At 73.3% G+C, this 18,479-nt stretch carries 11 protein-coding genes; 6 read left to right on the top strand and 5 right to left on the bottom strand.

Annotated elements, in window-relative coordinates; genetic code table 11:
* The first annotated feature begins 67 nt into the window (after window positions 1-67).
* The gene (locus ACFWUY_RS30010) at window positions 68-562 is read left to right on the top strand and encodes an SRPBCC domain-containing protein (protein WP_384116692.1); all 495 of its coding nucleotides are present in this window, start codon (window positions 68-70) and stop codon (window positions 560-562) included.
* A gap of 200 nt (window positions 563-762) precedes the next feature.
* On the top strand, window positions 763-3,897 hold the full coding sequence (locus ACFWUY_RS30005) for an FG-GAP-like repeat-containing protein (protein WP_384116690.1): 3,135 nt from the start codon (window positions 763-765) through the stop codon (window positions 3,895-3,897).
* A gap of 59 nt (window positions 3,898-3,956) precedes the next feature.
* Here ACFWUY_RS30005 and ACFWUY_RS30000 read toward each other — a convergent pair whose 3' ends face one another.
* Window positions 3,957-4,400, bottom strand: a complete 444-nt coding sequence (locus tag ACFWUY_RS30000; RefSeq protein WP_384116687.1) for a hypothetical protein — start codon at window positions 4,398-4,400, stop codon at window positions 3,957-3,959.
* Window positions 4,401-4,501: 101 nt separating this feature from the next.
* Here ACFWUY_RS30000 and ACFWUY_RS29995 point away from each other — a divergent pair, with 101 nt between their 5' ends.
* Entirely contained in the window at window positions 4,502-5,998 is a 1,497-nt protein-coding gene (locus ACFWUY_RS29995) for an alpha/beta hydrolase (RefSeq protein ID WP_384116684.1), read from the top strand.
* A 95-nt stretch (window positions 5,999-6,093) separates the two neighbouring features.
* On the opposite strand, the gene murQ is transcribed toward ACFWUY_RS29995, so the two are convergent.
* Window positions 6,094-7,035: an N-acetylmuramic acid 6-phosphate etherase gene (murQ, locus tag ACFWUY_RS29990; protein ID WP_384116681.1), complete on the bottom strand. Its 942-nt coding sequence runs from the start codon at window positions 7,033-7,035 to the stop codon at window positions 6,094-6,096.
* Between the two features lie 55 nt (window positions 7,036-7,090).
* Window positions 7,091-8,008: a MurR/RpiR family transcriptional regulator gene (locus ACFWUY_RS29985; protein WP_384116678.1), complete on the bottom strand. Its 918-nt coding sequence runs from the start codon at window positions 8,006-8,008 to the stop codon at window positions 7,091-7,093.
* Window positions 8,009-8,122: 114 nt separating this feature from the next.
* Between ACFWUY_RS29985 and ACFWUY_RS29980 the strand changes: the two genes are divergently transcribed.
* Entirely contained in the window at window positions 8,123-8,479 is a 357-nt protein-coding gene (locus ACFWUY_RS29980; RefSeq protein WP_359212395.1) for a hypothetical protein, read from the top strand.
* Between the two features lie 31 nt (window positions 8,480-8,510).
* Window positions 8,511-8,780, top strand: coding sequence for a DUF4031 domain-containing protein (locus ACFWUY_RS29975; RefSeq protein ID WP_384116674.1), 270 nt, complete (start codon window positions 8,511-8,513; stop codon window positions 8,778-8,780).
* A 5-nt stretch (window positions 8,781-8,785) separates the two neighbouring features.
* On the opposite strand, the gene cpt is transcribed toward ACFWUY_RS29975, so the two are convergent.
* Both cpt and ACFWUY_RS29965 read right to left on the bottom strand, forming a co-directional pair.
* Window positions 8,786-9,307 (bottom strand): chloramphenicol phosphotransferase CPT, encoded by a 522-nt coding sequence (gene cpt, locus ACFWUY_RS29970; RefSeq protein ID WP_384116783.1) that lies wholly within the window; start codon window positions 9,305-9,307, stop codon window positions 8,786-8,788.
* Window positions 9,308-9,397: 90 nt separating this feature from the next.
* A complete protein-coding gene (locus tag ACFWUY_RS29965; RefSeq protein WP_384116781.1) occupies window positions 9,398-10,603 on the bottom strand; it encodes a Cmx/CmrA family chloramphenicol efflux MFS transporter in 1,206 nt (401 codons plus the stop codon).
* Between the two features lie 499 nt (window positions 10,604-11,102).
* On the opposite strand from ACFWUY_RS29965, the gene ACFWUY_RS29960 reads away from it, so the two are divergent.
* Window positions 11,103-18,476 (top strand): polymorphic toxin type 27 domain-containing protein, encoded by a 7,374-nt coding sequence (locus ACFWUY_RS29960; protein WP_384116671.1) that lies wholly within the window; start codon window positions 11,103-11,105, stop codon window positions 18,474-18,476.
* Window positions 18,477-18,479 lie beyond the last annotated feature (3 nt).

The following is an 18,479-nucleotide window of genomic DNA, read 5'->3' as shown; positions in this document are numbered from 1 at the left end:
GTGTTCACTCGCTTTACGCGGATGCCGGGGTGATCCTGGAATCACCCCTTCGTGAAGGGACACGGCGATGGTCACCCTCCTGACGACACCGGCCGACCGCGAACTGGTCGTCACCCGCACCTTCGACGCCCCGCCGGACCGGGTTTGGGAGGCGTGGACGGATCCCGGGCACGTGCGGCAGTGGTACGGGATGTCCGGGCTGACCACGACGGTCGTCGACATCGACCTCCGGGCCGGCGGCGCCTGGCGCTGGGGCCAGCGTGCCCCCGACGGCCAGGAGATCGTCTTCTCGGGCACGTACGAGGACGTCGTCCCGGTCGAGCGGCTCGACTACACGGAGGTCTTCGAACAGATGCCGGACGCGGACCCGGTCAGGGTGACCCTCACCTTCGACGCCACCCCGGACGGGGGCACGGCCCTGACCAGCACGTCCCACTGGCCGTCGAACGAGCTCAGGGACCAGGCGCTGGCGGCGGGCATGGAGGCGGGGGTGCGGGAGCAGTACGACCGGCTCGCGGAGCACCTGAGGACGATGCGACGCGGTGACGCGGTGACGCGGTGACGATGTGACGCGGTCGTGCCACGCGCAATTTTCTGGCGCGTCGATTCGCGTGAATGTACGATCCAGCTGCCGACAGGGGGGGTCCCGCCGGCCCCCGGCCCGCGCAGCCCGAATCCGGCGCCCTGCCGCCGCCGCTTCGCCCGTCGTGCCCGCCCTCCCTCGTCGTACCCGTCTTCGCACCCGTACGAGGGGACACGTACTTGTCCGTCCGAAGAGCCGTCGCGCTCGCGCTGAGCGCGGCCCTCGGCATCACCGGCCTCACGGCCCTCACGACCACCCCCGCCGTCGCGTCCGGCGCACCGTACGACGTGACCGTCGCCGCGCCGCCGAGCATCGCCCCACCGCCCCAGTCCCTCTTCGGTGCGGGTACGGGTCTCCAGACCATCGACCCCGCAGTGGGGCTGCGCTGGCAGAGCCTCTCGGACGGGCGGGTGGCCTCCCGCGACGCCTGCGACTCGATCGACATGATCCTTTTCCACGGCGACAGGTTCGGGTGCGTCGGCCCTTACGGCGACTGGGACGCCTCCGTCCACGACTGGACCACCGGCACGACCCTGACGCGCACGCGTCCCGAGGGACACACCTGGCTCCGGGCCTTCGGCACGGACCGGCTGCTCAGCTTCAGCACCGACTCCGAGGGGGCCGTGACCCTCCATCTGCCGGGCCTCGGCGAGGGCGCCCCGGCGGACGCCGCCGTCACGACGGCCGAGCGCATCATCGGCCACCCCAAAGTCCTGGCCTTCGACACCGAGGGCGCTGTCGTCAGCTACACGCGGGCTGACGCCGTGCGGGCCGCCGGCCTGGTCGACTTCGCCACCGGCGTCCTCGTCCCGCTGCCGACCGGGCCCGATCTCCCCACCTACCTGAAGGCCGCGCTCAGCGACGACCACGTCGTCGTCTACAGCGAGTACGGCGAGATGGCGATGGAGGCGCTCGTCGTCCCCCGTGCCACCCCCGCGGGCCCTGGCACGACCGTCAAACTGCCGAACGACGCGTACAGCAACGACGCCCGCCTCGGCCTCGTCGGCGACTGGATCGTCGGCCACTACGGCGACCGGTACACGCCCCATCCGCTCAAGGCCACCTCGCTCACCAGCGGCGCGACCCGTGACCTGGGTGTCTCCGCCGCCGCCGACGCCGAGCTCAAGGCCGGTTCGGACGGCGCCCTGTACGTCGTGGGCGGCACCGACTCCACCCACTGGGGCGTACGGCGCGTCACCCTGGACGCCGCCGGCGTGCCGGTCACCGCCCAGGTCCTGAGCACCCCGCCCCAGCCGATCCGGCGGACCGGCCTGTCCATGGCGAACGGCCGGATCACGGCCGAGCACGAGGACGCCCACCGCACGCTCCAGGGGTACGACCTGTCCCTCACGGAGCCGCGCACGGCCACCCCGGTCTGGAGCTGTGCCGTGACCTCCGCCGGCACCTCCGGCACCTCGCCGTGTGCCGATCCGGTCGGCCCGCAGCCTGTCGGGTTCCGTTGGACCGACACCGGAGACGGCCGCCTCGTCGCCCTCGGGGCGGACGACCTCCCGCCGTCCCGCGGGAATCCGCCCTGCTCCTCCTGCGCGCCGACGGTGTACGTGGCCACCACCGGGTTCGGCTCGACCACCCGCAAGATCACACTGGACACCACGCGCCAGCTCAAGCCGTCCCACTTCCTCGACGTCGCCGGACGCTACGTGCGCTTCCGTGCCACCGAGAACTCCGCGAGCCGCTCGGTCGTCGCGGACATCGAGACCGGGAAGGTCCTCTCGGTCTCCGAGGCCAGGAACCAGGCTCTGTGGGGCACGTGGCTCTGGACCGCGTCCACGGCGAACGACACCGTCACGGCGGTCGACCTGCGCACCGGCGCCACCGTCGCGACCGTGGACCTCGGGACCGACTGCGGCACCTTCGACTTCGACGTCGTCGGCAAGTGGATCTACGCCCGCTGCGGCGACAACACGTCCGCCGTCGTGTACGACCGGGAGAAGAAGACCTCGGTCCGCTTCCAGCTGTCCCGGTACGCCCGGCCGCAGCTGGGTGACGGCTTCCTCGCCCACACCGAGACCGGCAGCGGCAGCGACGGCGACTCGCTGAGCGTGACCGACGTCCGCTCCGGCGCGCCCGTCACCCGTACCCTCGGAACCCTCGCGCCCGGCGTGACCAACTACGGCCAGAACTGGACGATCGACCGGTTCGGCGGGGCCGTCGCCTTCATCGACTCCCGGCAGGCGATCCGCGTCGTCGGCCTCGGCGGTGTCACCAGCCGCGTGACCGCCCTCGACGCGGCCGTGCCGACGTCGGTGAATCTGAAGTCCGCCACCTGGAAGCCGCGTTGGACACTGTCGAAGCCCGGCACGTGGTCGCTCGCGCTCAAGAACAAGGCGACCGGCAGGACGGTCCGCACCCTCACCGGCGTGGGCCGTGGCACCGTCGCCCCCGCCTGGGACGGCAAGGACGCCACCGGCAGGTTCGTCGCCAACGGGGCCCACACCTGGACGCTTGCGGTGAAGCCCGCCGACGGACAGGGCGCCGATCTCGCCGTCTCCGGCGCGCTCTCCGTGAGCGGTGGCGAGGCCGTGCGGCGCGACCTCGCCGGGGACGACGGTTTCGGTGATCTGCTGGTGATGGACACGGCGGGCCTGGTGTCGATGTACCGGGGGACCGGTACGGGCGCGGTGTCGGCCCGTATCGCCGGTACGGGGACGAAGTTCGCGACGACCTCCGCGTTCGTGCCGGCGGGCGACCTGAACGGCGACCGGTGCGCCGACGTGTACGCCCGCGTCGGTGACCAGCTCCGTGCCTACCGGCCCGGGTGCGGCAAGGTGGTCTCCGCCTCCTCGCCGTACACGCTCGTCGGCTCGGGCTGGGGACAGTACGACGTGCTGACCTCGCCGGGTGACGTGAACGGTGACGGGTACGCGGACCTGGTCGTGCGCCAGGCGTCCACCGGTGACATGTACTTCTACGGCGGCACGGCCGACCACCGGGTCAAGGCCCGGGTGAAGATCGGCAGCAACTGGAAGCCGTACAAGAGGATCGTCGGCGCCGGTGACCTCAACGGCGACGGACGCGGCGACCTGCTGGGCGTCGACGCGGCCGGGGTGCTGTGGCGGTACCACGGCACCGCCACCGGCGGTGTGACCGCCCGGGTGAAGGTCGGTGCCGGCTGGGGCGGTTACTCCTCGCTCGTGGGCGTCGGCGACCTGTCGGGTGACGGGCGCGCGGACCTCGTCGCGCGGGACACGGCCGGCAAGCTGTGGCGGTACAGCGGCACGGGCACGGGTGCGTACGGCACGCGCGCTCTGATCGGCGCGAGCGGCTGGAACACCTTCAAGGGTCTCTACTGACGGATGACCCACCCACCCTGAGGGCCCGGCCGTGACGACCGGGCCCTCGGGCGTTCCCGTCAGGGCGTTCCGGCCGGCGGCCTTCCCGCCGTCAGGCCCTCGCCGTCCTGGAACTCGATCAGGATCCCGCCGTCCGTGAGCAGGATCCAGCAGGCGTAACCCTGTTCCAGGATCGCCCCCGCGTGCCGCGCCGCCAGGGCGGCGGGCAGACCGATCGACGGGACCGCGAAGTTGTCCCAGAAGACGATCACGAGCTCGTCGGGTCCGGCGTGGGCGCCGAGGAGGGCCGCCAGCGCGTCCCCGTCGAACCCGTCGCGCCGCTCGACGACCTCGGCCCCGTGCCAGTCGAGCCGGGCGGAGCCGATGGCCGGGAACCGGTTCAGGCTCACCGAGGCGAACTCCCGCTCCTCCTCGTACGAGAGGAGCAGCACGTCCTCGCCCAGGAGGTCCAGGACTTCGGCGATGTACTCCGGGTGCTTCCCGTACCCCTCACGTGCGGTCATTCCGCAATCCAACCAGTTCCGACCGACGGGGGGTTGGCCCCACCCCTGACCCGCGTGCCTGCCGGATGGGACGGGAGCGGCCGGTTCGGGAGGCTGTGTGCATGACAACGAACCGTGGACGCAAGGCCCTGCTGCTCGCCCTCTCCGCCGCCGCCGTCGCCGGTGTCGCCCTCACCGGCGCGGGGGCCGTCCCCGCGACCGCGGCCGGGCTGGACTGGGGGGACTGCGACCCGGCCGTGAAGCCGCTCCCGGGGCAGCGGTGCGCGACCCTCTCCGTACCCCTCGACTACGCCGATCCCGACGGTGAACAGATCGGTCTCGCCGTGTCCCGGCTGCCCGGTGGGCGGCCGGAGGCGCGGCGCGGGACGCTGATGGTGATCCCCGGCGGGCCCGGGAGTTCGGGGGTACAGCGGCTCGCGCAGAAGGGGGCCGCCCTGGCGGCGGAGACGGACGGGGCGTACGACCTGGTGGCGTTCGACCCGCGGGGTGTCGGCGGGTCCGCGAAGGCGCGGTGCGGGCTCGCCGAGGAGGACCGTTGGATGGTGACCCTGCGGTCGTGGCCGGGCGCGGACGGCGGGATCGACGAGAACGTCGCCCGGTCGAAGCGGATCGCCGAGGCCTGTGCCCGTAACGGCGGCGCGATGCTGCGCGGACTCACCACCGCGAACCAGGTGCGGGACCTGGAGCGGCTGCGGCAGGCGCTCGGCGAGCGGAAGCTGTCGGCGTGGAGCGTCTCGTACGGGACCTACGTGGCGGCGGCGTACGCCGAGAAGTACCCGGGGCGGACCGACCGCTGGGTCCTGGACAGCAGCAGCGACCCGGACCCGCGGCGGGTGGCGCGCGGCTGGCTCGAGGGCATGGTGCGGGGGGCCGAGGACCGGCTGCCGGACTTCGCGGCCTGGGCGGCGCACCCGGACCGGACGGCGGAGGGGCTGCGGCTCGCGGAGCGCCCCGGGGACGTACGGCGGGCCGTACTGGACCTGGCGGCCCGGCTCGACCGGGAGCCGCGCGCCACGGCGACGCCCGGGGTGTCGCTGACGGGCGCCGTGTTCCTCCAGGCCTTCCAGCTCGCGCTGTACTCCGACACGGCCTTCCCGTCCTTCGCGCGGCTGATGACGGAGGCGCTCGACCCGGCGGGCGAGCCGGTGCTGCCGCGGGAGCTCACGGGGGCGATGCCGGACGACGCGGCGGCGATCACCGTGGGCGTGATCTGCAACGACGTGAACTGGCCGGCGTCCGTGCCGGCGTACGCGCGGGCGGTCGCGGCGGACCGGGTGCGGCACCCGCTGACGGCGGGGATGCCGGCGAACATCACGCCCTGTTCCTTCTGGAAGGGCGGGGCCGTGGAGGAGCCCGTACGCGTCACCGACCGCGGTCCGTCGAACATCCTGATGATCCAGAACCTGCGGGACCCGGCGACACCGCACTCCAAGGGGCTGCGGATGCGCGAGGCGCTCGGCGAGCGGGCCCGGCTGGTCTCCGTCGACCACGGAGGGCACGGGGCCTACCTGGGCAACGGCAACGCCTGCGGCGACCGGGCGGTGACCCGCTTCCTGACCGAGGGGGTGCGGCCGGACGAGGACGTCCTCTGCCGGTGACGTGAGGGATGGGGAGGGAAGGGCCCGGCCGACCGGTGTCGGCCGGGCGTCCCGTCCTCGCGGGGATTGCGGGGGTTACGGGGATCGCACCGGGGTTACGCGGTGGGCCCGGGTCCGGGTGCGTGCAGCGCCGCGCGCAGGTGCCCCCGGGAGGCGGTCAGCCGCTGGGCGGCCGTCGGGGCGTCGACATCGGCGAGGATCATGAGGATCGCGTTCTTCACCTCTCCGTCGGCGGCGGCGAGGGCGGTCTCGATCTGCTCGTCCGGGGCGCCGGTGGCCAGGGCGACGATCCGCCGCGAGCGGGCCTGGAGCTTGTCGTTGGAGGCGCGGACGTCGACCATCAGGTTTCCGTAGGTCTTGCCGAGCCGGATCATCGTGATCGTCGAGATCATGTTGAGGACGAGCTTCTGGGCGGTGCCCGCCTTGAGCCGGGTCGAGCCGGTGAGCAGCTCGGGGCCGGGGACGACCTCGATGCCGTGCTCGGCGGCGGCGGCGAGCGCGCTGTCCGCGTTGCAGGACAGGCCGATGGTGAGGGCGCCGAGGGCGCGGGCGTGCTCGACGGCGCCGATGGCGTACGGGGTGCGGCCGGAGGCGGAGATGCCGACGACGGTGTCGTCGGCGGTGACGCCGAGCGCGGTGAGGTCCTCCGCCGCGAGTTCCTTCGAGTCCTCGGCGCCTTCGACGGCCTTGACCATGGCGGACGGGCCGCCCGCGATGAGGCCGACGACCTCGGACGGGTCGGTGTTGAAGGTGGGCGGGCACTCGCTGGCGTCGAGGACGCCGAGACGCCCGGCGGTGCCGGCGCCCAGGTAGATGAGGCGTCCGCCGCGGGCCATGCGCTCGGCGGTGGCGTCGATGGCGGCGGCGATGGCGGGGAGCTGCCGGGCGACGGCGGCGGGGACGGTCTGGTCCTCGCTGTTCATGAGCGCGGCGATCTCGGCGGTGGGCAGCTGGTCGATCTCGGCGAGCTCGGGGCGGAAGGCCTCGGTGGTGAGGGTGGCGAGCTGGGCGCGGAGTTCGGAGTAGGTAGCAGACACGTGCGGCTCTTTCGATGCGGTGGTCGCGGTGGTCGCTTTGGTCAGCGCATGGGCGTCAGCGGGTGCGGGGGGAGTGGCGGTGGGCGAGGGCTTCGTACGAGGCGGCGAGGGCGGGGGCCGCCGTCTCGTACGTACGCTGGGTGACGCAGGTGAACAGGCAGTCCACCACCAGGAGTTGGCTGGTCCGGGACGACATGGCGGCGGGGCGCAGTTCGCTCTCGCGGGCGGTGGAGGTGGTGAGGATGTGGTCGGCGTACTGCGTGACGGGCCCGTCCGGGCGGCCGGTGATCGCGACCGTGGTGGCGCCGTGGTCGAAGGCGACCCGCAGCGGTTCTATGACGTCGCCGGTGGAGCCCGAGTGGGTGATGGCGATGGCCACGTCGCCGGAGCGGAGCTGCACGGCGTTGGTGACGGCGAGGTGCGGGTCGCTGTGGGCGTGCGCGATGAGGCCGATGCGGAGCAGTTTCTGGCCGAGGTCCTGGGCGACGAGGCCGGAGGCGCCGATGCCGTAGATGTCGATGCGGCGGGCGGTGGCGAGGGCGGCGACGGCGGCGCCGAGCTGGACGGTGTCGAGGCCGGCGGCGGTGTCGGCGAGGGTCTGCTGCTCGTCGTAGGCGAGCTTGGCGACGACGTCGGCGATCGGGTCGTCGACGGCGATGTCGGCGGTGACGGCGGGCGCGCGGCCGGACTGCTGCTGGGCGGCGAGTCCGGCGAGGGCGAGCCGCAGGTCGCGGTAGCCGGGGTAGCCGAGGAGGCGGGCGGTGCGGACGACGGTCGCCTCGCTGGTGCCGGTGAGCTCGGCGAGGCCGGTGACCGTGAGCGCGGCGCAGCCGGCCGGGTCTCCGGCGACGGCCTCGGCGACCCGCTGCATGGAGCGGGTCATGGACGGCGCGAGGGTCCGTACCTTGGCCGCGAGGGCTGCGGGCGCGGGCGGCGCGTCACTTGTGAAACTTTCCTTCACCACATTGGTCACCCCTGAAAGATACTTTCGGCAGTGGGGGGCGACAAGACCCCGTCGGTCCCGGGATCCGGCCGGGACCTTCGCCCTGTCTCGTGTGGTGGGCGCGGGGCGGGTGACAATGAGTCCATGGACGACATCGACCCCGTGGAGCAGGCGCTGCACGCCGCTCGCGCGCTGGTACTGGCCGACCTGGCGGCCCGAGAGGTGGCCGCCGCCGAGGTCGTGTCGATGGTGGAGGACGCGGTGACCCACCGGCGCTGGTGGGTCGAGCAGTGGCCCGAGGGGGTGACGTACGTCGCGGGCCTCGTCGCCCAGGACGTCCAGGACGCCCTGCTCGAACGGTACGGCCGCTGGCCGATCTGCCCGGTCTGCGCGTCGGGCGACCCGCACGCCCTCGACGTGGAACCGGAGCTGGGCCCGGACCCGCACTGGGTCTGCGGCAAGCAGGGCGTGGTGGTCGCGCCGGTGGGGGGCCTGACGTGAGCGGTCGGCGCGGGGCGAAGGCGGGCATGCCGTGACCCTCTACATCGACCCGCCCACCTGGCCGGGTCACGGCCGCATGTGGTCGCACCTGGTCAGCGACGTCTCCTTCGAGGAGCTGCACGCCTTCGCCGCCTCGATCGGCGCTCCGCCCCGCGCCTTCGAGCGCGACCACTACGACATTCCGTCCGACCGGTACGCGGACGCGGTGGCGGGCGGCGCGGTCGAGGTCGGATCGAAGGAGCTGCTGCGCCGCCTCACGGCGGCGGGGCTGCGACGACCGAAGAGCCGTCCGGCTTCGTAGACCGTTCAGCCGAGGCGCGCCGCGATGGCGCGTGCGCAGTCCAGGGACTCGGTGCGGGTGGTGTCGACCGTGAGGTCGTACTCGACACCCTCGTGCACGATCTGAGCCTGCTGGGCGGCCATGCCGGGCGTGCGGTCCCCCCGGGCGATCTCGCGCCCCGCCGCCGCCGTGGGGTCGCAGTGGACGCCGACCCACAGGACGGGCAGGTCGCCGAGGGCGTCGCGCCATCGGGACTGGGAGGCCGCGCCGCCCAGGAAGACGTCGTCGATGATGATCCGGGCGCCCGCGCGGGCCATGGTCACCACGCCCTGCGCCCAGGCCGCCTCCAGGGCCCGGAAGTCGTCGCCGATGCTGACCCCGCCGTCCGCGTCGAACACGATCCCGCCGTCCGAGTCCCGCATCCGCGCGGGCAGGGCGTCGACGAACGAGTCGCACCCGAACGTCAGCCACGGATCAGGGAGTACGGACTGCAGGCACCGGACGATGCCGGACTTTCCCGAGCTGGAGGCGCCGTTGAGGATGATCATCCGAGTCGTCACCGCGCCACAGTAGGGCGGTGACGACTCCGTACGCACCGGATTTCAGCGGGGCGACGGCACGGTCTCGCGTACCGGATCTCAGTGGAGCGATGGCACGGCCTTCTCGGTCCGCGGGGCGCCGGACGTCACCACGCGGGACGGCGACCTGTGCAGCTTCAGCGCCACCGCCGCCGTCGCCAGGCCCAGGGCCGTCATCGCCGCGCCCGCCCAGGCCGTGGAGGCGAAGCCGAGGCCGGCGTCGATGACGGTGCCGCCGAGCCAGGGGCCGCCCGTGTTGCCGAGGTTGAAGGCGGCGGTGGTGGTGGCGCCGGCGAGGGTGGGGGCGGCGCCCGCGACGTTGAACATGCGGGCGTTGAGGGCCGGGGCCGTGTAGAAGGCGGAGACGCCGAGGAGGAAGGTGAGGACGACGGTGGCGGCCGGGTCGGTCGCGAAGAGTGCCAGGGCGACGAGGAAGACGGTGGAGGCGGCGATGCCGGTGAGCATCACGCCGAAGAGGTGGGCGTCGGCGACCCGGCCGCCGATCGCCGTACCGACGACGGCGCCGATGCCGAAGAGCCCGAGGACGCCCGAGACCCAGCCCTTGTCGAGGCCGGAGACGTCGGTGAGCAGCGGGGCGAGATAGGAGAAGGCGCAGAAGACGCCGCCCGCGGCGAGCGCGGTGACCACGACCGAGAGGAGGACCTGGCGGTCCCGGTAGATCGCCAGTTCCCGCTTGAGCCGGGGCTTGGTCTCGGGGAGGGGGATGCGCGGGATGCGGGTCACCACGCCGACGAGCGCGACGGCGGAGGCCGCGCCGACCGCCCAGAACGCGGAGCGCCAGCCGAGGTGCTCGCCGAGGAACGCGCCGGCGGGGACGCCGAGGACGTTGGCGATGGACAGGCCGCCGATCATGACGGCCATGGCCCGGGCGCGGGAGTTCACCGGCACCATGGCGATGGCGACGGCGGCGCCGACCGCCCAGAAGCCGGCGCAGGCGAGGGCGCTGATGACGCGCGAGGCGAAGAGGACCGCGTAGTTCGGGGCGAGCGCGCCCGCTATCTGGCCCAGGCCGAAGACGGTGATCAGGGCGATCAGGGTCGTCTTGCGGGGGAGCCGGAGCGTCGCCACCGCGAGGAGCGGGGCGCCGACGACCATGCCGATCGCGAAGGCCGAGATGAGGAGGCCGGCGCGGGGGATGGAGACGTTCATGTCCTCCGCGATGGGCGGGAGGAGCCCGGAGAGCATGAATTCGCTCGTGCCGAGCGCGAAGACGGAGAGGCCGAGGACGTAGACGGCCATGGGCATCCGGGTGGTGGCGGGCGGGGCGGGGGCGGATGTCGTGGGCTCGGCTGAGGAAGACGGCATGACATGCGTCAACCGTTGATTCGTTGCTGTCATTCCATGGCGGCCGGGCTTCTTGGGATGTGAGACGGCCGGATGCGGGGGCGGGGCGCGGAGTGCCTTACGCCGGGTAACAACATGATCAATGAGCAGGTCGGTTTGCCCTCGTGTGGCCATCGGTGGGGGATTCGTGAAGCTTATTTGATCTTCACGTGAAGGGCTGGACATGGCATCGTCGCGGAGCAAGCGGTAGCGCCGGTTCGTGGGGGGCGAGCGTGCCGGCAGTCGCGTTCCGGGGGAGTGTGTCCCGGGCGCGGAGCCGCGGTGCTGTCATGCCCATGCCCAGGTGCTGCCTGACGATCGAGAGATTGCAGGGCGGGACATGTCTTTGCTCAGAGACGTCGGCAGACGCCGGCGTCGCATACGGTCGGCCCTGATCAGGGCCACCAGTACGACGGCCTTGATGACGGCGTCCGCCGTCCTCGCGGGAATGGTCCAGGCGGCCCCGGTCGCCGCCGAGACCGAGCCCGAACGGGACGACCTCACCCAGTACCGCAACAGCATCGGCAGCGACCGGCGCCTCGACCGCTGCATCGGGGCGAACGCGCTCCACATCGGCGGCCCTCTGATGAAGGCCAAGGCCATCGAGGGCCTGACCGGCACGGAGCAGCAGCTCAAGGACGTCGTCCATGCCGTCGAATGGTTCTACGACAGCCCGCTGCGCGAGGCCGCGAAGGCCGACGAAGCGGCCGGCAGCGTCTACGCCAACACCGTCCGGGACCGCGACGAGGCCCTGTCCGCCGCCAACCAGGTCTACGCCAAGAACGACATCACCAACACGCTGAAGTGGCTGGCGCCGAAGTTCGGCGACGGCGTCTGGAACTTCACCTTCGGCACCCAGCGGCAGTTGGCGTACCGCCTCGACGAGGACACCCTCAGCGAGGCCAGCCCCGAGGCCCTCGCCCGCGCCAAGGTCATCGCCGAGGAGAACCTCGGCAAGGACGAGTGGCACGACTGGGCATCGAGGAGCATGCTCAGCGACAGCCAGGTCAGCTGGAGCTCCCGGACCTCCACCGACATCGCGGCCTACCTGAAGCGCGGCGGCTTCCCGACGGTGACTCCCGTCAAGGACTCCGCCGAGTACCGCGTCGAGGTCGAGGACCTCAAGCAGGCCTGGGCCGCCTGCGACTACGCGAACCCGTACGACCCGTCGCGCAGGCTCAACGAGCTCGTCATGAACGCGATGGTCGAGTGGGAGCTGGAGTACGCCGGTCAGGCCGGCCAGCGCGCCACGATCATCCAGGCGGAGGCGGACGCCGCCACGGCGACCCGCGCGGCCACCGACGACCTCGTCGAGGCCATGGGGCAGGCGTGGCTCGCCGAGCAGCTCCTGATCTGGCGCAAGGGCTGGCTCGACACCATCGCCAAGTGGCCCGGCTACTACAGCAACGAGCCCGACAAGGCCACGCTCGACAAGGCCGACGCGGACCTCGCCCGCTACCGCGCCAACGTCGCCACCCAGGCCGCCGAGGCCAAGGCCCACGCGGCCCAGGCCACCGCCGCCGCCCAGAGGGCGACGACGGCGCAGCAGGAGGCGTGGGCCGTCGCCGACACGACCCACGTGCCGCGCGGCCGGGGCCTGACGTACGCCCAGCAGTCCGTGCAGGTCGCCCGTGCCTCCGCCGCCGCCGCCACGGCCGCCGCGAAGGCGACGGAGACCGCGCTCGGTGCGGCCAACGCCACGGTCGCCACGACCGACGCGCTGCTCGCCAAGGCGCAGACCGAGATGCAGGCGCTCACCACCGAGTTCCGTCGGGTCGCGGCGGAGGAGGCCGCCGCGCAGGCGAAGGCCGCCGCCGACAGCGCCGAGGCGAACGCCACGGCCGCGACGGAGAGCGCGAACACCGCGAAGGCCGCGCGGACGGCCGCCGAGCAGAAGCGCGACAAGGCCGAGACCGCTGCCGAGACCGCCGCTTCGGAGCGCGCGAAGGCGCAGGCCGAGCAGGCCACCGCCGTCGCCTCCCGCGCCAAGGCCGCCGCCGAGCGGACCAAGGCCAAGGAGGCCGAGGAGCGCGCCGCCACGCAGCAGACCATCGCCACCAGCGCGGATACGGCCGCGGGCACGGCGACCGCCGACGCTACGGCGAAGCGCAAGGTCGCCGACGAGAAGGCGCGGGCCGCGCAGGTCGCACGGGAGCGGGCGGTCGCCGCGCTCCGGGCGAAGCAGGCCACCGCGGCCCGCGCCGCCGCCCTCGAAGCCGCCGCCACCGCCGCCGAGGGCAGCGCCGCGGCCACGGAGACCCGGGCCGCCGCCACCGCGGCTCGTACCGCGGCGAACCAGGCCGTCACGGCCGCGACCGCCGCGCAGACCGCCGCGGACCAGGCGACCACCGCCGCGGTCTCGGCACGCACCGCCGCGACCACGGCGGAGGGCGCCGCCGGGCGCGCCGAGGCCAACGCCGACACGGCCTGGTCCGCTTTCCACGCCTCCCAGGGCGCGGCTTCCACGGCGCACGCCGCCGCGGCCACCGCCCTGGACGCGTCGCAGGACGCGGCGATCCGCGCCGACAACGCGGCCACGGCGTCGGAGAACGCGACCGAGCTGGCCAGGAAGGCCCAGCAGGAGTCGGTCGCCGCCGGAACCGCCGCGGCCGAGGCCGTGAAGTCGGCCGCGACCGTCGTCGGCCGCGCCCACGCCGCCGCCCAGGCCGCGCTCGCGGCCCGGGACGCCTCCAAGGCGGCGATCACCGCCGCGGCCGAGGCCGTCGCCCTCGGCAGCCCGTACCAGGAGAAGGACAGCGCGGCCGCGTTCGCCGTCCTCGTCGGCCAGTCGTCGAAGACCGCCGCCGAGCAGCAGGCCGCCGCGGCCGAGGCCAAGGCGGCCGAGGCCGCCCGGGCCGCCGAGTCGGCCCAGCAGACCGCCGCGCAGGCCACCGGCGACGCGAAGCTCGCCGCCGAAGCGGCCGCACGCGCCGCCACCGATTCGGTGCGCGCCGTCGAGGCCCTGAGCCGCGCCCGGGGGGCCGCGGCCGACGCGGCCGCCGCCCAGAAGGGCGCGAAGGACGCGTCCGCCGCCGCCGCCGGCCACGCCGAGCAGGCGGGGAACGACGCGCTCAGCGCCCGTACCACCGCCGGTGCGGTGAGCGGCATCGCCGCCGAGGCCGGCCGTGAGGCCACGGACGCCGAGCGGCACGCCGCCGAGGCGAACGAGAAGGCCGGCCGGTCCGCCGAAGCCGCTCTGGAGGCCGCTCGCAAGGCGACCGAATCGGAGAAGGACGCCAAGGACGCGGAGGACAAGGCGTCCGACGCGGAGGGCGACAGCTCGGCCGCCGAGGAGGCCGCCAAGAAGATCGAGCAGGAGCAGCGCGAGAAGAACGAGGCCGCGCACCAGGAGGCTTTGGACGAGGGCACCACGCCCATCAAGGGCGGTGCCTCCAACTGGCCGAAGCTCGGTGAGCGCGAGGAGCAGATCCTGCTCGGCGCGTGTGGTCAGACCTGTGTCGACGACTACCGGAAGGGCCTCGCGGCCGTCTCCGTGAACGTCGTCGAGTGGGCCACGGCCAACGGCGGGCAGATCCTCTTCGAGCAGCTCGACCCCGTCAAGGTGAAGGAGTGCCTGGCGTCGAGGGACGTCGACGACTGCCTCTGGGCCCTCGTCGACATCCCGTCGTCCGCCGTGATCGTGGGGCGTGTCCCCGCGCTCGCCGTGGCGATCGAGAAGGTCTCCGACGGCATGCGGACGATCTTCGACGCCGCCGACAACGCGCTGCGCAGGCTCAACGAGCTCGCGGCCGCCATCAGCGGCGTCCGCTCCACCCCGCGCCTGGAGCGCTGCATCACCGGTGTCGCCCTGCACGCGGGCGGCGCCAGGACGAAGGCCAAGGCCATCGAGGGCCTGACCGGGACCGACGCGCAGCTGCACGCGGTCATCGGCGACCTCGCGTGGCTCCAGCTGATGCCCCTGGGGCAGGCCAACTCCCAGGACAAGAAGGCCGCCTACGAGTACGTGGACGCCATCGCGGCCCGCAAGGCCGTCCTGGAGGACGCCAACAGGCCGTACGCGATGAGCTCGTTCAGCGAGCAGATCACGCTGCACGCGCCGCAGTTCGGCGCCGAGATCATGGCGTTCACGCACGCCACGCAGCCGAAGCTGTCCACACGCCTCGGCTGGGACGGACACACCAACCCCGGCGCGGAGGCGCTCACCCGGGCGAAGGCCGTCACCGAGCAGAACCGCGGCAAGGACGACTGGCACGACTTCGCGGCGGACTCCATGCTGCGCGACGCCAGTACGACCAACAGCATGTTCTGGGGCGGCACCACGTCGGCGGACGTCGCGACGTACCTGCGGCACGGCGGTTTCCCCGCCAAGAAGGTCACCGAAGGTACGGCCGAGTTCCGCGTCGAGGTCGAGAACCTCAAGCAGGCGTGGGCCACGTGCAACCACGGTGACCCGGTCGACCCGCGCAACGCCCTGAGCGACGTCGTCTCCCAGGCTTCGGCCGAGTGGGAGTCGGAGTACGCGGGGCAGAACACGCAGCGCGGCCTGATCATGCGGGCGGAGGCCGACGCCGCCGCGGCGACGAAGGCCGCCACCGACCACATGGTCGAGGCCATCGGTCAGGCGTGGCTCGCGGAGCAGGTCCTGCTCTGGCAGAAGTACTGGCACGACGAGCTCGCCCGCGACCCGCACCACATCCTCAAGCCGAAGCAGGCGCTGTTCGACCAGGCGAACACGGACCTCGCGAGGGCCCGCGGCAAGGTCGAGGCCCTGGTCACCAAGGCCAAGGAGGAGGCCGCCCTGGCCACCGCCGCTTCCCAGCGCGCGGTGACGGCGCAGCAGCAGGCGTGGACGATCGCGGACGCCACCGAGGTGCCGCGCGGCCGGGGCCTGATGTACGCCCAGCAGTCGGTGCAGGTCGCGCGTGCTTCCGGCGCCGCTGCCACGGCCGCCGCGAAGGCGACGGAGACGGCCCTGAACGCGGCGAACGCCACGGTCTCGACGTCCCAGACGCTGCTCGCCCTGGCGAAGACCCAGGCGCACGCGGTGAACACCGAGTTCCGCCGCATCGCCGCCCAGGAGGCCGCCGCCCAGGCGAAGGCCGCGGCGGACAGCGCGGACGCCTACGCGGCCTCGGCCGCGGCGAACGCCGAGAAGGCCAAGAAGGCCAAGGAAACCGCGCTGGCGGAGGAGGAGGACGCCCGGAAGGCCGCGGCGAACGCGCAGCAGCAGCGCGCCGTCGCCGAGCTGGAGCGCGCCAACGCGGCGGCCCACCGGGCCACCGCGGAGCGCGAGCGGGACAAGGCGGCGGGCCACGAGGCCGACGCCCTCGCCCAGGGCCGGATCGCGAGCGAGGCCCGCACCTCGGCCGAGGCGGCGGGAACCACGGCCTCGGCCAAGCGGGGCGTCGCCGAGCAGGCGGAGCGCGACGCGGTCGCCGCCCGCGACAGGGCCCTCGAGGCCGAGCTGCGGCGGGACTCGCTGAACGCGAAGGCGGCGGCCTTCGAGGCCAAGGCCGACGCCGACGAGGGTACGGACGCGGCCACGGCCTCCCGTACCGCCGCCACCGACGCCCGGGCCGCCGCCAACACGGCGACCGCGGCGGCCACCAACGCCCGCGCGTCGGCGAACGCGGCCACGGCCGCGGCCGTCGACGCCCGTGAGGCCGCCACGAAGGCGCAGGGCTCCGCGTCCCGCGCCAGGGCGGCGTCCGACAGCGCCTGGGCGTCCTACTGGATCGCGGCGGGTTCCGCGGCAGCGGCGCACGCCGCGGCGGCCGAGGCCATCGACGCCTCCGAGGCGGCGGCGGCCGACGCCAAGGGTGCCAAGGAGCAGTCGGAGAAGGCCTCCGCGGCGGCCAGGACCGCCAAGACGGAGGCAGCCGCGGCGCGCAGCGAGGCGCTGCAGACCGCCGCCTGGGCGGCGACCACCGCCGGCAAGGCCCTCGCGGCCGTGCAGGCCTCGCTCGCGGCCCGTGACTCCGCGAAGGCGGTGATCAAGCCGGCCAACGAGGCGATCACCCTCGGCGGTCCGTTCCAGGAGGCCGACAGCTCGGCGGCGTTCGCGGTGCTGACGGGGCAGCAGTCCCTGACAATCGCACAGCAGCAGGCGGCCGCCGCGGCCGCCGCCGCGACCCAGGCGGAAGGGTTCTCCGCCGAGGCGAAGGCCCTGGCCGAACAGGCCGCGGCCGACATGAAGGTCGCGGCGCAGTCGTCCGCGGCCGCGGCGACCGACGCGGCCCGTGCCGCCAAGGCGTACCAGCGGGCCCAGGAATCGGCCACCCAGGCCGCGGCGGACGCGAAGGCCGCCCAGGCCTCGGCGAGCCGGGCCGACGGCTACGCCAAGTCGGCCGGTGAGGACGCCCTCAAGGCGTCGTCGGCGGCGATGGACGCGGAGGCGGACGCGGCCGCGGCGGACACCGCCGCCACCGAGGCGGAGAAGGACGCCGCTTCGGCCCGCGCAGCGGCCACCAAGGCCGAGGAGGACGCGGCGAGCGCCCGTGCCACCGCCACCAAGGCGGAGGAGGACGCGACGGCGGCGGAGAAGGCCGCCGAAGGCGCGCGTGACGCGGCGACGGAGGCCCAGGACGCCGCGGACCGCACGGAGAAGAGCGGCAACGGCGAGCAGATCTCGCAGGGCGTCACCACCGGGATCGGCGACGTGTGGGCGGTTCTCGACCACATCGAGTACATCGGTGAGCCGAAGAACGTCGTCAAGGACAACTGCAGCCCGTGGGTCCACGTCGGGAACTGCACGGTCACGGCGGACGTCACGTACAGGTCGCACGTCGACGTGTACATGTGCGCGGTGTCGTGGGAGAAGTACGCGACCACCACGGGCAGCTGCCCGGCCGCCGACACGATCTACCTCAAGCCCGACGTGTCGGAGCCCGAGACCGAACGGCTCAGCTACACGCTGACGATGCTCGAGTTCAACTCGGGCATCGACCCGGTCGACGTCATGCTCGGCGACTTCATCGGCTGCGCCAAGCTCCTCACACCGGGGAAGTCGGGCGGCACGTGGGGCGACTGCGCCTGGGCGGCCAGCTGGTTCGTCGCGGGCCCGATCTTCCGGACGGCCAAGGCCGCGGTGGCCGCGCTGGACGCCTCCCTCAGGCTGGGCGTCGGGTTCATGGACGCCTATCGGGCCATGCGCACCATCGGTCTGACCGAGGCCGCCGTCCAGGGCATCCTCAGCCGCATCCTCCGGAAGGCCGGCGAGGCGTGCGAGGCGGCGGACGCCGGGACCTCCAGGGTCGCGAGCTTCACGGTCGCGTCGTTCTCCGTCGCGTCGACCAGCAACGACGCCATCGTCAAGAAGTGCGAGGAGATCCTCAAGGACATCGTCAAGCCCGGCGATCACATCGTCCTCGGAGTCAACGCCGGGTCGACCAGCCCCGGCTCGAACCACCTGGCCGACGCCATCGGCGGGCGCACCTTCAACAACCTGGACTACGGCATCGTCATGCCGGCGAGCATGGGCATGGGAGAACGCGCCCTGTGGACGGTGGGAGTGGAGCGAGCGGTGATCCACCCCAACGTCAGGATCTCGGTGTCCCTGGACGGCGTCCAAGGCGCCAGGAACGCCGACGAGGCGCTGAGCATGCTCCTGGCGCGAGGGGAGACGATCCAGAACAGCACCTGGAGCGTGATCCAGTCCGGAGGCTACGGAACCGCGTGGGAGATGATCAAACTCCGCACGGCCGTCCGGCGGGAGTACCGCACCTGGAAGTCCATCGAGTGGCACATGTGGAACCCCGAACTGAAGGCGTACGAGCGCGTCTACCCCAAGCGCTTCACCTACCCCGACGGATCGCTCGTTCCCGAGGAATTCTGAGGA

Source organism: Streptomyces sp. NPDC058664 (assembly GCF_042716635.1).
Lineage (GTDB): Bacteria > Actinomycetota > Actinomycetes > Streptomycetales > Streptomycetaceae > Streptomyces.
The sequence above is the reverse complement of the archived record's forward strand: the minus strand, read 5'-3'. Positions and strand labels throughout refer to the sequence as shown.

What these genes read in the sequence shown, in the direction of transcription:
- cpt (WP_384116783.1), bottom strand. Translation starts at nt 9,307, where the DNA reads ATGATCATCCTCAACGGCGCCTCCAGCTCGGGAAAGTCCGGCATCGTC.
- ACFWUY_RS29980 (WP_359212395.1), top strand. Translation starts at nt 8,123, where the DNA reads ATGGACGACATCGACCCCGTGGAGCAGGCGCTGCACGCCGCTCGCGCG.
- ACFWUY_RS30010 (WP_384116692.1), top strand. Translation starts at nt 68, where the DNA reads ATGGTCACCCTCCTGACGACACCGGCCGACCGCGAACTGGTCGTCACC.
- ACFWUY_RS29965 (WP_384116781.1), bottom strand. Translation starts at nt 10,603, where the DNA reads ATGCCCATGGCCGTCTACGTCCTCGGCCTCTCCGTCTTCGCGCTCGGC.
- ACFWUY_RS30000 (WP_384116687.1), bottom strand. Translation starts at nt 4,400, where the DNA reads ATGACCGCACGTGAGGGGTACGGGAAGCACCCGGAGTACATCGCCGAA.
- ACFWUY_RS29960 (WP_384116671.1), top strand. Translation starts at nt 11,103, where the DNA reads ATGACGGCGTCCGCCGTCCTCGCGGGAATGGTCCAGGCGGCCCCGGTC.
- ACFWUY_RS29995 (WP_384116684.1), top strand. Translation starts at nt 4,502, where the DNA reads ATGACAACGAACCGTGGACGCAAGGCCCTGCTGCTCGCCCTCTCCGCC.